This window comes from Streptomyces sp. NPDC058145 (assembly GCF_042884245.1).
GTDB lineage: Bacteria > Actinomycetota > Actinomycetes > Streptomycetales > Streptomycetaceae > Streptomyces.
Map to the genome: position 1 here is coordinate 35,534 of NZ_JBHVUH010000018.1, position 14,233 is coordinate 49,766.

General features: G+C 69.6%; 12 protein-coding genes. 10 read left to right on the forward strand and 2 right to left on the reverse strand.

Annotated elements, in window-relative coordinates; genetic code table 11:
- Window positions 1–67 precede the first annotated feature (67 nt).
- The 8 genes from ACFVVO_RS33085 to ACFVVO_RS33120 all read left to right on the forward strand — a co-directional run bounded on the left by ACFVVO_RS33085 (window position 68) and on the right by ACFVVO_RS33120 (window position 10,360).
- Entirely contained in the window at window positions 68–280 is a 213-nt protein-coding gene (locus ACFVVO_RS33085) for an NUDIX domain-containing protein (RefSeq protein ID WP_390059932.1), read from the forward strand.
- On the forward strand, window positions 277–1,521 hold the full coding sequence (locus tag ACFVVO_RS33090; protein WP_390059934.1) for a phosphotransferase: 1,245 nt from the start codon (window positions 277–279) through the stop codon (window positions 1,519–1,521). Before ACFVVO_RS33085 ends, ACFVVO_RS33090 begins: the two co-directional genes overlap by 4 nt.
- Before the next feature lie 297 nt (window positions 1,522–1,818).
- On the forward strand, window positions 1,819–2,559 hold the full coding sequence (locus tag ACFVVO_RS33095) for a GNAT family N-acetyltransferase (RefSeq protein WP_390059936.1): 741 nt from the start codon (window positions 1,819–1,821) through the stop codon (window positions 2,557–2,559).
- On the forward strand, window positions 2,556–3,212 hold the full coding sequence (locus ACFVVO_RS33100; RefSeq protein WP_390059938.1) for a M15 family metallopeptidase: 657 nt from the start codon (window positions 2,556–2,558) through the stop codon (window positions 3,210–3,212). The genes ACFVVO_RS33095 and ACFVVO_RS33100 overlap by 4 nt, the downstream gene beginning before the upstream one ends.
- A 35-nt stretch (window positions 3,213–3,247) precedes the next feature.
- Window positions 3,248–3,586 (forward strand): class I SAM-dependent methyltransferase, encoded by a 339-nt coding sequence (locus ACFVVO_RS33105; RefSeq protein ID WP_390059940.1) that lies wholly within the window; start codon window positions 3,248–3,250, stop codon window positions 3,584–3,586.
- Complete coding sequence (gene fxlM, locus ACFVVO_RS33110; protein ID WP_390059942.1) at window positions 3,577–5,622, forward strand: methyltransferase, FxLD system; 2,046 nt, start codon at window positions 3,577–3,579, stop codon at window positions 5,620–5,622. Before ACFVVO_RS33105 ends, fxlM begins: the two co-directional genes overlap by 10 nt.
- A 696-nt stretch (window positions 5,623–6,318) precedes the next feature.
- On the forward strand, window positions 6,319–8,985 hold the full coding sequence (locus tag ACFVVO_RS33115) for an AAA family ATPase (RefSeq protein WP_390059943.1): 2,667 nt from the start codon (window positions 6,319–6,321) through the stop codon (window positions 8,983–8,985).
- Window positions 8,978–10,360 carry an McrC family protein gene (locus tag ACFVVO_RS33120; RefSeq protein ID WP_390059945.1) on the forward strand — a complete coding sequence of 461 codons (1,383 nt, stop codon included), beginning with the start codon at window positions 8,978–8,980 and terminating at the stop codon, window positions 10,358–10,360. Before ACFVVO_RS33115 ends, ACFVVO_RS33120 begins: the two co-directional genes overlap by 8 nt.
- A 153-nt stretch (window positions 10,361–10,513) precedes the next feature.
- Here the strand turns inward: ACFVVO_RS33120 and ACFVVO_RS33125 are convergent, their stop codons facing one another.
- The gene (locus ACFVVO_RS33125) at window positions 10,514–11,008 is read right to left on the reverse strand and encodes a helix-turn-helix domain-containing protein (protein WP_390059947.1); all 495 of its coding nucleotides are present in this window, start codon (window positions 11,006–11,008) and stop codon (window positions 10,514–10,516) included.
- Window positions 11,009–11,111: 103 nt separating this feature from the next.
- Between ACFVVO_RS33125 and ACFVVO_RS33130 the strand changes: the two genes are divergently transcribed.
- Together ACFVVO_RS33130 and ACFVVO_RS33135 are read left to right on the forward strand one after the other, a co-directional pair.
- Window positions 11,112–12,653, forward strand: a complete 1,542-nt coding sequence (locus ACFVVO_RS33130) for a VWA domain-containing protein (RefSeq protein WP_390059948.1) — start codon at window positions 11,112–11,114, stop codon at window positions 12,651–12,653.
- A gap of 297 nt (window positions 12,654–12,950) precedes the next feature.
- Window positions 12,951–13,604: a hypothetical protein gene (locus tag ACFVVO_RS33135; RefSeq protein WP_390059950.1), complete on the forward strand. Its 654-nt coding sequence runs from the start codon at window positions 12,951–12,953 to the stop codon at window positions 13,602–13,604.
- Here the strand turns inward: ACFVVO_RS33135 and ACFVVO_RS33140 are convergent.
- Window positions 13,570–14,169, reverse strand: coding sequence for a hypothetical protein (locus ACFVVO_RS33140; protein WP_390059951.1), 600 nt, complete (start codon window positions 14,167–14,169; stop codon window positions 13,570–13,572). The genes ACFVVO_RS33135 and ACFVVO_RS33140 overlap by 35 nt on opposite strands.
- Between the last annotated feature and the right edge of the window lie 64 nt (window positions 14,170–14,233).

Sequence of the window (14,233 nt, forward strand, 5' to 3'; positions counted from 1 at the left end):
ACGACGGGCCCCTGCTGAAGGTAGCCGTGTTCACGGTCCTGCTCGCCCGGAATCCGGCAGGTGCCCGATGAGCGGCGAGCAGCGGCACACCGAACCGGTGGACGTCCACCTGATCCTGCGCCGGGAGACTGCCGAGGGGCCGCAGGTGCTGCTGTCCCGGCGAGCCGGTCCGGTGTACGCCGCGGGCCTGTGGCACCTGCCGTCGGGGCATCTGGACGGTCCGCACGAGGACGTCGTCATCGCCCTGGTGCGCGAGGCGCGAGGGAGACCGGCGTCGTGATCGATCCGGCCGACGTGCGGGCCGCAGTGACCGTGCACCACCGAAGTCCCGGCGGGGCCAGTCGCACCGGGCACTTCTTCGAGGTCCGGCGGTGGCAGGGCGAGCCCTGGATCGCGGAGCCGGACGTGTGCGATGCGATGGACTGGGCAGCCCTGGACGCGCTGCCGGCGCAAATGGTGGCGTACTGCCGCGCCGGGCTGGACGCCTACACCGCCGGCGCACGGCTTGCCTTGCATTTCCAGATGCCCGGCGACGCTGTCGCCTTCGACCCGGCAGCGGATCGGGTGCGTCTCGTCCCGGACGTGACCGGTGGGCCGGACCCTGGCGGTCCCGATGCGGCAGTCGTGGAGTTCACGGAGCGGGCGGTCGGCCGGATCATCAGGTGGACGGACACGTCGTGGGCGCGCGAGAGCAGCCGCGTCTGGCGCGCCGACGGCGCCCAGGGAGGCGCCTGGTATGTGAAGGTGCACCAGAACCAGCGGTTCCACGGCCGGGAGGTGCGGGGTCTGCGGACGTGGGCGCCGGCGCTGGGCGCGGCCGCGCCCCGGCTGGTGGCCGCCGACGAGGGACTGCGGGCCATGGTGATCACCGCGGTGCCGGGCCGTCCGCTGCATGGCGTGGTCCTGGCGCCGGAGCGGGAGAAGGCGGTCTTCCGCCGGATCGGCGCGCTGGCCCGCCGCATCCATCAGTCCTGCCCTGCCCGTCCCGCTCCGGCCGGCAGCGGTCCGGCGATCGCCAAGGCGGACCGGCATCTGGTGGCGGCGCGGGCTCATCTCCAACCGGGCGATGAGGAGTTCGTTCGCGCCCTCGTCGCACAGGCCGAGCACCTGGAGCCGCTGGCGTGGGTGGAGACCCACGGTGACCTCCAGCTCCGCAACATCCTCTACGACCCCGACACCCCCGCCGACCCGGGCGAGGCGGAAAACTCCGGGCCCTTCCTGGCGGTGATCGATCTCGAGCGCAGCGAGCCGGGACCGGCCTTACGGGACCTGGTCCGCCTGTCCGACGCCTGGCACGGGCGCGACGACCTCTTCGAGGCGTTTCTCGCCGGGTACGGCAGGCCCCTGACCGCCGCTGAGGAGGCCCAGCTAGTCATCGACGCAGCGCTCGACTCGGTGAGCGGGGTCGCCTACGGCGCCGCCCACGGTGATCCCGAGCTGGTCGAGCGCGGCCATCGGACGCTTGCCCGGCTGCGCGCCGAGCATCGTGCAGCCCTCTCACCGACAGGAGACGCAAGGTGAACGCCGACATAGCGCCCACTGCCTCAACCGAGCCGCCAGACGATGCCGGGCGACCGCCGGTCCGCTCGGCAACCGCCGCTGACGCCGAAGCCATCGTCCGGATGCGCTCCCAGTACGTCCTGTCCGCACCGATGACCGAGGAGTGGATCCGGCGGTGCACGGACGAGCTGACGCCACGGCTGGAACCGGAGGGAGACGCGCGGGCCTTCGTCATCGATGCCTCCGACGGCTCGATGGCGGCCTGCGCCCTCGGCCTGATCCACCCCGTGCTCCCGGCTCGGTCCTACCCCCCGGGGCTTGGCCGCCCGCTTGCAGCTGGTCGTCACCCGGCCCGAGGCCCGACGTCGCGGCCATGCCCGGGCCGTCGTCTCCGCGCTCCTGGACTTCCTGGCCGACGTCGATGACGTCACTCTGTTCGAGCTGCACACCAGCGCGGAGGCCGCGCCGCTGTACCGGGAGTTCGGGTTCAGCGGCGACCCGGCCCTCATGAGGATGACCCGGCACAGCACATCCGCCGTCGCCCTTCCTGCGGCGAGAGCGGACTCCTCGTGGATGCCGCCGGAGCAATACGCCCAGTCCCTGCCCAAGGCCGTCGCATTCGTCTGCCTGTACGTCACCGACGAGAACGACCGGCCGCTCCAGCTGCACTCCGTCTACTCCCCCGGCCACCCCTGGCACATGATCGGCGGCGCGATGGATCTGGGCGAGCGGCCCTGGGACGCGGTGGTGCGTGAGTGCCGGGAAGAGACCGGCATGACCGCCGTGGGTCCGCCCCGGCTGCTGGCCACCGTGTTCGGGCAGCCCCGGGCGCGGCGTCCGTACAGCACGCTACAGCTCGTCTTCGACGGCGGACGCCTCACCGATGCCCAGATTCGGGCCCTCACCCTCAACCCGCGCGAGCACGACGAGGCCCGCGTCCTGCCCCTGACCGAATGGGAGGCACTGATGCCAGCCCACGATTTCGCGCGGCTACGCGCCGTGGAGGAGGCCCGCCGCACCGGCGTGGCCGCATACGTCGACACCTGGGGGGACACATGACCACCGGCAGCATCACCTTGATGTCCGACCGCCGGGTTGCTGCGATCCCTGTCCAGGAGTGCGGGGAGGACCTGGTCGACGCCCGCGCGCACGGCCTGAAGGTCGACGACCGCAAGCGCGACGAGGCCGGGGCCTGGGCCCACGTACGCCACGGCGTCCTCGCCCGGCTGATGCACGCCCAGTCGTTGCTGCCCCCCGGTGTGCTGCTGCTGTTCGTCGAGGGCTTCCGGCCGCCGGCCCTGCAGCGTCGGTACTTCGAGGAGTACGCCGCCGAGCTCGCACGCGCGCACCCGGACTGGCAGGCCGCCCAGCTCCGGGATGCCGCCAGCCGCTTCGTGTCGCCTCCGGAGATCGCGCCGCACTCCGCCGGCGCGGCCGTCGACGTGACGCTGATCGACCACCAGGGCCGCGAGCTGGACATGGGCACCCGCGTCAACGCCTCCCCGGAGGAGTCCGACGGCGGCTGCTACACCGATGCCCCCGGCCTCAGCGTCCGGGCCCGAGCGAACCGGGCCACGTTGGGTCGCGCGCTGACCACCGCAGGCTTGATCAACTACGGCACGGAGTGGTGGCACTGGAGCTTCGGCGACCGGTACTGGGCGCTGCAGAGCCAGCAGCCGGCCGCCCTCTACGGCCCCGTCGAACTGCGTTGACAACCCGCCACCCCACCTTTTGCGAGGAGCGATCTGTGGGAATCACCCGGACTGACTGGTCCGAGCACTACATCCAGGGGCGAGGTTTCCGGCGGCTCGGCGACGATGAGAAGAAGTTGATCCTCGAGCACGTGCCGGCGCCCGAGGGCGGCCGCGCGCTTGACGTCGGCTGCGGCACCGGGGAACTGGCCGCCTACCTTGCCTCCTTGGGCTACGCCGTGGACGCCTTGGACTTCGCCGGCAGCGCGATCGCCCGGGCCCGCGAGGAACACGCCCGCCTGGAGCAAGTGCGGTGGCTGCCTCTGGACATCGAGCGCGACGACCCGGCCCCCCCCTGGACGAAGCGGGGTACGACCTGGTCGTCATGCGATTGATGTATCCGTTCGTCTCGGACCGCACGCGGGTCGTGCACAGGCTCGGCGAGCGGCTGCGGCCCGGCGGCACGCTCGTCGTCATCACCCCGGTGGTCGAGCACACTCCTGACGAACAACGGGGTATCGCGCTCGACGAGGACGAGATCGGGCTGCTGACCGAGGGCTGGGAGCGCACGGAGCGGTTCGATGCCGACCGCCTCGCGGTCCTGATCCTGCGCGGCCCTTGTCACACCGGCACCCGGGCGGTGGAGCGGCAGCGACCGCCCACTGGTCTGGCCGTGACGGGCGCCCTCGCGGTCGTCACCGACGAGGCCGGCCGGGTTCTGCTCGGGCGCTCGCGCCGGGGAGTGTGGGAATTGCCCGGCGGCAAGAGTGTCGGCTCGGAGTCGTTCGAGGCGGCCGCGGTGCGCGAACTCGCCGAGGAAACCGGGCTCATCGCCGAGGCCGAGAACGCGTATGTGGTGACGACGCTCGCCGACGCCGCCGGTGACGTCCCGCGGCTCACGGCGGTTGTCCGCATCACCGACTGGTCCGGCACCCTCGCCAATCCGGAGGCGGACAAGTTCGCCCGCTGGGAGTTCTTCGACCTGCACGGCCTTGCCTGCGTTGGTGCCGTGTTCGTCCCGGCCGCTCAGGCGCTGGATGCCGTGTGGCCCGGAGTCGTTCCCGGCCTGCCGCCCGTGGTGGTGTCCTACCCGCTCGCCGTCGAGCAGCCGCCCGTGCCGGGTGAGCCGGCCGAGGCGGTCCGGCTGCGCCAGGCGATGGCTGAGACGGTGATCGATGGTGGCTGGGCCCCGTCCAGGCCGGTCCGCGACGCGCTGCGGACCGTGCCCCGCCATCGCTTCGCCCCGGAGGTGAACCTCGCGAACGCGTACGACGGCGGCGACCGGGCCGTGATCACCCGGCGCGACGAGACCGGAGCGACGATCAGCTCGGTGTCCGCGGCATGGCTCCAAGCCGAGATGATCGAAGCCCTGTGCCTGAATCCGGGCGCGATCGTGTTCGAGGCGGGATCGGGCGGTTACAACGCCGAGCTGATCGCCCATGCCGCCGGGCCCCACGGGCGCGTGGTCACCGTCGACATCGACCCATGGGTCGTGGGCCGCACCCGCCGGTTCCTCACGGAGGCCGGCAGCGGCCGCGTCAGCATCGTCGAAGCCGACGCGCCACTTGGCGCGCCCGCCCGCCTCGTGCCCCGCGGCGGCTTCGACGGCGGCATGATCACCTACAACTGCTGGGACATCGCCCCGGCCTGGCGGGAGCAGCTGGCCGAGGGTGGACGACTGGTTCTGCCGCTGGAGATCGGCGGCTACACACGGGCGATCGCCTTCGAGCGGCGTGGCCAGGTGCTGCACGCCCGCCACTTCACCTACTGCGGCTTCGTCCGTGATCAGGGACAGCAGGCCCGCACCATTCCGGTCGTCTCCCTTCTCAACGATGGCTTGACGCTCCGCTTCGAGCACGGGCCCGCCGCTGACACGGATGGCTTGGAGGAGGCACTGCGCGGGGAGCGGCACGAGATCGCCACTGGCGTGACCATGGAGGCGGGCGCCTACTTCGGCTCCCTGCAGCTGTACGCGGCTACCACTTTGCCGGGCTTCTGCCGGCTGGCTGCCCAACAGGACCCGGACCAGGGCGTGGCCGGCATCGCGAAGGGCCGTGACGCGCCCGCGGTCCTCGGCGACGCTTCGCTCGCCTACCTCGTCTCCATCCAGACCAAGGACGGCAAACGTCGGGAGGACAAGGAGTGGGAGTGGGTCGTCCACGCCTTCGGCGAGCAGGGCCCGCAGCTCGCCGATCAGCTGGCGGTCACGGTCCGGGCCTGGGACCGCCACGTGCGTGCCGACGACAACAGCAAGCACGCCGATCCCGTCCTGACGGTCCACCCCGCCGGGACGCCCGACGATCTGCTGCCCGCCGGGGACGTCCTGGACAAGGAGCACTGCCGCCTGGTGGTCCGGTGGCCGGGGCGTGACGCGCTGCTTCCCCGCCCCGTTGAGCGCCCCGAGGCCGGCGTTGTGACGGAGGGAGTGTGACCGTGGAACCGGCAGTACGCGAGGCGGTGTTCGCCGCGCCGTCGGAGCAGGACGACAGAGAGCAGATGCGGCGTGCAAGCGGCGGCCGCGCGCCAGTTCCAGGTATCCGCGTCGGGGCCGGAGGTGTGGGGTGGCAGGGCCGCCCCCTGGGGCGTCGTGCCGGGGACTGCTGGTTGCGGGTCGTCGTCGCCGTCGTGGACAAGGCCGACGGACGGCTGTGGGAGGGCACGGCGCTCGCGGACACGCTCGTGCCACGGTCGGTGCCCCGGCCCGGTTGCGGGGACCGGTATGACAAATGTCCGAAGGTACTGGCAGCGGTATCCGACTTCGTCGGCCTCCTGGTCACTCGATGACCACACTGTCACCCTCGACCAAGCCGACCGTTCCGACGTACTTTCCGCCCCTGCTGCCGTTCTGACGGTGCATCACCAGGCATCCGCTTTCCACGGCCGCACACTATCGGTCCGTCGTCGTACTGAGCGCGGGCGCGTTCAGACACGGCAGCTGCACCCAGCCTTGTATCAAGGTTCCTCGTCATGTCGGCGCGGCAAAGCTGCTGTTCCGGCGCGGGCGCGCTTCACGGTCTGGTTCGAGCAAGGCGTCGCCAATGACGCTGCCTCGGTGTCTCCTTCGCGCAGTGGCTTCAAAGAACCGCGCACTGCCGGCCGCAGTGCTCGTGAGCCTGGCAGCCAGGCGATGGCCCGCACGGATCAGGTATTCCTGCACGCCTTCGCCGCTCCGGGCGAAAAGTGGGACGGTGACGGGTACGGCTGCGCCGAAGTGGGCCATAGTGACGGCATGGATCAGGACGCTCTGGCAACCGCAGTGGCTGCCTTCAACCGTGCCTCGTACGTCCAGGAGTTGGCGGAAGCCGAGGAGCAGCGGCAGGGAATATTTCGTGAGTTCCCTCTGGAGAGTTGGCCGGAGTTGCCGCTGGAGCGGTATGCGTTGGGGTTCGCCGACCGTCAGAAGTGGGGTGCGCCCTTCTGCGCTCGGATGGAGTTTCATACCGATGCACTCGGTAGCATCAGGGGTGGCGCCGCCGGCAAGCACATCATGTTCCTGCACCGTAGCGGAGAGTGGAAGCAATCCGCGCCGCTGAAGGGAATGAGCCCCGAGGATGCGTGGCAGCGGCTGCGCAAGGAGTTCGTGGAGGCGTTCGCGGCGGCCCAGGACGGTGCCTTCGATCGGGTAGACGACCTGGAGGTGCTCGCCTACGGTCCCGCGCTGGTGACGAAGTCCCTCGCTACGTACTTCCCGGACGACTTTCTCCCTGTCTACTCCAGCGATCACCTGCGGCACTTCATTGCTCTCCTCGGCGGATCCCTCTCTGGCGCGCCGGCCTGGCGCCTGAACCGGCGGCTGCGCGAGTTGGTACTGGCGCGGCCCGAGCTGGAGAACTGGAGCTCGCACGAGGTCATGCGTCTGCTGTACGAGGCGTTCGACCCGCGGCCGCAGTCCCCGACTCTCCTTAAGGTCGCACCGGGACGGCAGGCCTCCTACTGGGATTTTTGCCTGAATAACGGCTACATCTGTGTGGCTTGGGGAGAGGTGGGGAACCTCGCCGAGTACGGCAGCGACTCGGAGCTCCGCGAAGCACTCACCGAGTACTGGCCGAAACAAGCAGGCGGGCATGTGGCCCTCGCACGCCGACTACTGGCTTACCGCGATCTCAAACCTGGCGACCGCATCGTCGCGAACCGCGGGCTGTCCGAGGTGCTGGCCGTGGGGACGGTGACGGACGCTGGGTACAGCTACGACGAGGCGCTGTCGCCCGAGGCGCCCCATCTGGTCGGCGTCTCGTGGGACACCTCGTACGCTCAGACCCTTGGCTCGCCGCAGAACGGATGGCGACAGACGTTCGGCCCGGTCAGTCAGAAACTGTGGAAGCAATTGCAGGCACGACGGCAGGCGGGTTCGACACCGCGCGGTGCTTCGTCCGCGGACTCCGTCCGCCTGGATGTCGCCGATGCTCCAGACATAGCAGTCCCTCCCCAGGTCAGGCGGGTCATCGACGCGCTCGAGCACAAGGGGCAGGTCATCCTCTACGGCCCGCCCGGTACTGGGAAGACCCGCCTTGCCCTGAGCTCGGCCCTGGCACTGACCGGCAGGCCAGGCCGGATCGACGCGCCCGCGCCGGAGCGCCAGGAGGCCGTGCAGGCGATGATGTCGCCGACTCTCCGAGCGTCCGGGCGGCCTGCGGTATGGCTGTGCGTCGCCAGCCGGAACAAGAGCGACTGGTGCTGGGACGATTTGAAGAAAGAGGGCAGCGCCACCCTTTGGAAGGGACGACTCGCCCGCAACTTCGAGCAGATGCGGCCCGGCGACCTCGTGGTGGGATATGAAAGCGCACCCACGATGAAGGCCGTCGCTCTGGGCCGCATCACCGGCATCGACCTGTCCAACGAGGACGAGTGCCTGAGCGTTGAGTGGGTCCGGACGCTTGACGGCCCCACTTGGGAGGAGTTCGACACCGATCCGGTCCTGAGTCTCAGCGAGCCGAAGGTGCACCGCATGCAAGGCACCGCATTCCGGCTGACACCGCGCGAGGCCGAGCGGATCCTTGGTGATGACGAGTGGGGGGACGGCGCCGGCGCGGTCCAGCCCGCGGTCAGCCTCGTGACCTTCCACCCCTCCTACGGTTACGAAGACTTCGTGGAGGGTTTCAAGCCCGCTCCGGCCCGGGCAGGCAGCGGGCTGTCTCTGCAGCTTACAGACGGCGTCTTCTTCAATCTCTGCACGACCGCGGCCCAGGAGCCCGAGCGCACCTTCCTGCTGATCATCGACGAGATCAATCGAGGCGACCTGCCCCGTATCTTCGGGGAGCTGATCACCCTGCTCGAGCCCGACAAGCGCGACCTGCCTGTAGTCCTGCCCGTCAGCAGCCGGTCGTTCTCCGTGCCGCCGAACGTGCGCATCATCGGAACGATGAACACGGCGGACCGCAGCGTCGGCCACCTGGACGCAGCGATCCGGCGCCGGTTCGCCTTTATCGAGGTGGGTCCCGACGCGGACGTCATCTCCGGATCGGTAGGGCCGCTGGACTTGGCCGCGTTCTTCGAGGAGCTCAACTCCCGGATCATCCGATTCCTGGACGCCGACCACCAGCTCGGACACGCCTTCTTCCTCCGGGACGGGGAACCCCTCGCCAGCGATACGCACCTCGCCGCTGCCTTCCACGACGACATCGTCCCGCTGCTGGAGGACTACACCCTCGGCAGCACCGACCTGCTGCGGCACCTGCTCGGCAGGCTGGTCGACCCGCAGACCGGACGCCTCGCGCTCATACCCGCGGACGAGCTGGCGGCCGCGCTCGCCACGGAGTTCACCGCCCAAGGCACAGTCGGGGCCCTCGATGGGTGATCACCGCACGCAGCTTGAGGAGATCCGCCTGGGCGAGTACGAGTACCGCGAGGTGCAAAGGGAGCAGCTGACCGACACGGATCTGAGCCACCTGCACTCGCTCACAGACCAGCGGTGCCTACGGGTGTCCGAGACGCGATACGGCTGGCGCATCGAGGCGCTGTCGACGGTGGGGGTGCTGGTACTCGAACACATCCGACTGGTCATCGAACCCAAGACTGCCGTGGACGGCAGCCGCCTGATCAGCTGGCTGTGCTACGCCCTCCACCTCCCCCTCCCCCACGCGGCGACCCTCCGCAGATGGGACACCGACCCTGCCGGATTCACGGACCTAGTCATCTCCGCCCTGGTCGCGGAGTGCCGCATGCTCCTCCTCGGCGGCCTGCGCCGGGACTACGTCCGCCGCGACCTGGTCGAACCGGTGCTGCGAGGACGACTGGACCTTGCCGCACAGGTCTGCCGACGGTACGGCCAACTCGACCGGCTCCACCTACGCGCCTTCGAAAGGGACGCCGCCATCTGGGAGAACGAGGTGTGCGGCGCCGCACTCCATCTTGCGGCCCGACTCGCCGACCGCCACGAGCTGGCACGAGCGGCAGCCGACACGGCCGCACTCTTTCCCAGGCCCACCAACCGCGCCGCAGCCGTACGGATGCTCGCGAGAGCCAGGTACACACGACTGAATGCACGCTACCGCCCCGCCCACGCCTGGGCTCGCCTGCTCCTCGACGGTGGCGGCGTCGACGACCTGCTGGTCGACACCGGGCACACCGCCGACTCCCTGCTGCTACGCATGGAGACTCTGTGGGAGGCCGTCGTCCGGCGGATGACGATCGAGGTAGCCGCCGAGATGTCCGGACACCCAGTGCCTTCCACCGGCGGCACGGCGATCAAGGTGTCCGATGACCTCTCCTCCCACTCCCCGTTCCGCCCCGACGTCCTACTGCACTTCGCGGGCACGCAGCCCACGCTCTTGGCCGTGGACGCCAAGTACAAGCGCTACGACAGCAGGTCCGTCTCGGCCGGTGACATCCACCAGATGCTCACCTACATTGCGGGGTACTCCCCCGAGGGCACCGGCGCAGCCGTGGTCGTCCACCCCTCCCCCACCGGTGCCACACACCGCCGTCTGCGAGTAACAGCACCGCGTGGACAGCTCGCCGAACTCCACGTGGCGGGGATCGATGTACGCCTGCCGCCACAGGACGCCGAAAAGGCCCTGGCCGATATCCTCGCCCCCGCCCTCCACAGCACCGGCCGCTTCCAAGCGGCAGCCAGGAGGATGCCGCAGCCGCGCACAGCGGAGGCGGGGAGCGGGCCCGCTCCCCGCCTGGTCCCCACCCGCCGGGAAGCCGAGACCTCCTCACCGGGATGAGAGCCAGGCCGCATTGACGAGATTTCTTGGTCGAAGCGGAAGAGAGCTTCTGGCCTGCTCCCATCGTCCGCCGGACGTACGCGCATTCGAGCAAGTCGGTGACTGGCCGGCACCCCTCTACCCGCAGACCGCGCATATCGGAAGCCGCATGCCTCACCCGGTGGGTGGGGAGGCTGCTTTGAGGCAGCGGGCGAGGAGGGCGCCGGCGGCGTCCAGGCGTTCGTCGGGTGGGAGGGCGAGGAGGATCCGGTAGGCGGCGTCGACCACGGCGATGCGCTCTTCCCCGCTCGCCGGCACCTGACTGGGCGGTCCGGCAGGGGGCCGCTGTCGGTGGCTCGCGTTGGGGTGGTAGTTGGGGTTAGGGATCCACCGCTGTCCACCGTGAGCCTCCGGCCGGACCCGGGCAGGGCGCTGGTTGGCGGACGGGGCGAGGAGTGCGTCAACGGCCAGGCCAAATGTCTGGGCCAGTTTGGTGAGCGTGTCGAAGGAGGGCTCGCGGTCGCCGTTCTCCAACTGGCTGATGTACGGGTAGGACAGGCCAGAGCGCTCGGCCAACTCCTTACGGCTCCAACCCCGCTCGTTGCGGAGGTCGAGCAGTGACCTGCCCAGCAGTGGAAGGTTCTTCGCTCTGCGGTCCGATGCACCCATTAGCTACGCTCCTTGCATAATCAATGCCATCAGCATTACGCTACTAGCATATCAATGGGGCGGCTGCGGAAGCCGTCTCCAACCGCAGCAAGGGGGGACGCGTATGCGTATCGACGTACGCTCACAGTTCGACCTCATCGCGCAGGGCATGGACGAACAGGTCGCAGTTCTGGTCGACATCACCGCGCCCCGCCTGGACCCGGACGACGCGACTACCCGGCCCCCGCACACGCTGCAGGTGGTGCTTGACCGCAGCGGCTCCATGGGGCACGAGGAAAGGCTCGAGGTGGCCAAGACCGCCCTGGGGGACGTGCTCGACCGCCTCCGGCCGGACGACAACTTCGGACTGGTCACCTTCGACGACCAGGTCCAGGTCGTCGTCCCGGCAGGGCCGCTGACGGACAAGGACGCGGCCAAGTCCGCCATCGCGGGGCTGCGCCCCGGCGGTAGCACCGATCTGTCCGCCGGTTATCTGCGCGGGCTGCAGGAGGCCCAGCGGGTGGCCGCAGACGCCGGCGCCACGGTGCTGCTGATCAGCGACGGGCACGCCAACCGCGGCGTCACCGATCCCGAGGTCCTCGGCGAGAAGGCCGACCAGGCATTCCACCGGCGCATCACCACCTCTGCGCTCGGCATCGGCCAGGGATATGACGAGCATCTGCTGGCCGCGCTGGCCCGTGGCGGTCGCGGCAATGACGGGATGGCCGAACACAGCGATGACGCCGCGCAGTTCATCGAAGCCCAGATCGAGGGTCTGCTGTGCCAGGCAGCGCAGGCCGTCAGCCTGCTGCTGCGGATGGAGCCGGCCGTACGCGGGGTCGAACTCGTCAACGAACTGCCCATCACCATCACGCCGGACGGCGCCTTGATCGAGCTGGGCAGCCTGTACTCCGGGGAGACCCGCACCCTCACCCTCGTCCTCGACCTGCCGGCCGGACCCCCGCTGGGCCCCGTGCGGCTCGGCGAACTGCAGTTGTCATGGGCGGAGCTGCCCACGCTCAAGCAGCACACCGTCACCGTCTCCCTGCACGCCGAGGTGGTACCGCCCGGCGTGGCCGCGACCCGTACCTCCGACCCCCGTGTGGACACCGAAGTCGTCTTCCAGCAGGCCCAGCAGGCCAAGCGGCACGCCGCTATCGCCCTCAGGCGCCAGAACCCGCAGGAGGCGCTCGATAAGTTGCGCCGGGCGCGCGACGCGGTGAAGACCGCTGCCACCATCGCACCGGCCGAAATGGCCGCCGACCTCGACGAGGAACTCGCCGTCCTGGCCGCACTGATCCGGGAGATCAAGGCCGGTAACCACTCCCGCTCCGCGAAGACCGCGCTCAAGCGCGCCGGCGACGTCGGCCGCAACCGCGGCCGCCAGTTCGCCGCAGGAACCGGCCTCGACCACCGGAACTGGAGCAGTCAGCCCGGCGCCAGCCAGCCGAGCTCGACCCCCTACCCCAAGACACCCCGCCGGGCCTGGATCGATCTCGCCGAGGCCATCCGCACCCTCCCCCTGACACCCCAGGACCGCGAACCCATCGCCGAGGCCGTCGCCGTCCTCCTCCACACCCGCCCCGACTTCCACGCCGCCCGCTTCCTCCGCCACGCCTTGTCCACCAAACCCGGCAACGGCCCCGCCCCGGACTCGCTCTTCTGACCGCCCCGACCACAAGCCACCGCACAACCGGCAGAGTCCACCGGTTCGATGCCCGTGAACGACCGCGGGAGGCAACCTTCGGCGGCGACTTCCCGGGCGCGTCTCAGAACGCGATACCCCCCTTGGTGCTGGGCGGCTCACCGGGTGGGTCGTGGCACGGTTAAGCCCCACACCACCATGTCCGACGCCGACCGAGAACACCCCCCAGCCCAGCACGCCGCCCAGCTAACGCCCACCCTCTTTACCTGCGCCGCGCGCTGCGGTGCTCGGCGGCGGAGATAACCGGCGGAGGTTTCCATGACCGGCAGCCAAGCCCGACTCCTCGCGTGGCTGAATGCCGCTCCAAAAGTCCTGGCGTGGACCCAGGACCACGTGTCCTGGCGCGACGCAAGCGGCACCGAGGTACTGACCGGGTACGTCGACGTCGACATCCCGCAAGCCAGCGCGACCGCGAGACTGTCCTGGACCTGGACGGTGGACCCCGGCCCGGACCCCGACGAAGCTGACGAACCCCGATGGTTCGTTATCGAACTCCCGTACACAGTAACCGTCCACGCGGTCACCAACCGGACGCTGGATCAGGCTTCCGGCTACAAAAGTGCCGCTGCCATCGTCCCAGCCGGAGGAGAACTCACCACCGAGCAGGCACAACGCCTCATACGGCTGGCCGCCGAGCACCGCGCGCCTTTCTCCGCCATCGGTGGCTGGCATCCAGAAGACATCAGTGCAGCCATAGCCGAGTGGATCCTGCGCAACACCGGACTCCACAAGGAACTCCGCTACGACCCGACCCTGCCCTCCGTGATGGCCGAGAGACTCATGAGACGACTTCATCCCGAGGACCAAGACCTCGTCCCAAAGCCCTCGTCATCCTCGACACCTAACCGCCCGGCAGCCGAGCACCCGAGGCCAAACGTCACACCCATGCCTGACCGGCGAGGACCTGGCTGAGCAGGGGCCTGCCAATTTCCAGTGCCTCAGCGACCTGGACCTCCCCGACAGCCTTGATCGTGCTCGATGCAGCAATCAGACCGTCGGCCCACAACTGCCGTAGGGCCACGCCGATGTGCCGCTGAGCGTCGAGGAGGTGGACTGCATCGTCCGGCCAATCTTCTCGCAGCCTGCCCAGACCGTGGCCGGCGGCCTCAATGACCGCGGAAGGGTAGCTGTCGACTTGCTCGAGGACGTAGTCGCACTCGCCCCGTTCGATCAGGACGTAGAAGGCACCCGTGTAGGCGCTCACGCGGACATGGGCGTTGCCGCATGTCCAGGCCCGTTGGCCGGGATCGCTGAGCATGTCGTCAGCGAGCCAGAGGGTGAAGCAGTCGGTGGCCCACCACTCGTTGGGCGCGATCATGACCCGGTCTTCTCCCGGGTAGCGCACGACGACGGCGAGAGCGCCGTCCTCTTTCGTCGTACCGCGACCGAAGACGGTGTCGCCCCACTTCTCCACCGGTTCCCAGACGACATCCTCTACGGAAAGGTCTTCGTCTATGTACCAGTCGGGATCGTCCATCAGTGGCCTCCTTGCCGTGCCGTTGGGGAGTGGTGCGCGTGAGCCTGCCGACAGCAACACGGCA

Coding starts and splice junctions, on each gene's coding strand:
- fxlM (WP_390059942.1), top strand. CDS start 3,577: ATGCGATTGATGTATCCGTTCGTCTCGGACCGCACGCGGGTCGTGCAC.
- ACFVVO_RS33130 (WP_390059948.1), top strand. CDS start 11,112: ATGCGTATCGACGTACGCTCACAGTTCGACCTCATCGCGCAGGGCATG.
- ACFVVO_RS33135 (WP_390059950.1), top strand. CDS start 12,951: ATGACCGGCAGCCAAGCCCGACTCCTCGCGTGGCTGAATGCCGCTCCA.
- ACFVVO_RS33120 (WP_390059945.1), top strand. CDS start 8,978: ATGGGTGATCACCGCACGCAGCTTGAGGAGATCCGCCTGGGCGAGTAC.
- ACFVVO_RS33140 (WP_390059951.1), bottom strand. CDS start 14,169: ATGGACGATCCCGACTGGTACATAGACGAAGACCTTTCCGTAGAGGAT.
- ACFVVO_RS33125 (WP_390059947.1), bottom strand. CDS start 11,008: ATGGGTGCATCGGACCGCAGAGCGAAGAACCTTCCACTGCTGGGCAGG.
- ACFVVO_RS33115 (WP_390059943.1), top strand. CDS start 6,319: ATGGCCCGCACGGATCAGGTATTCCTGCACGCCTTCGCCGCTCCGGGC.
- ACFVVO_RS33100 (WP_390059938.1), top strand. CDS start 2,556: ATGACCACCGGCAGCATCACCTTGATGTCCGACCGCCGGGTTGCTGCG.
- ACFVVO_RS33085 (WP_390059932.1), top strand. CDS start 68: ATGAGCGGCGAGCAGCGGCACACCGAACCGGTGGACGTCCACCTGATC.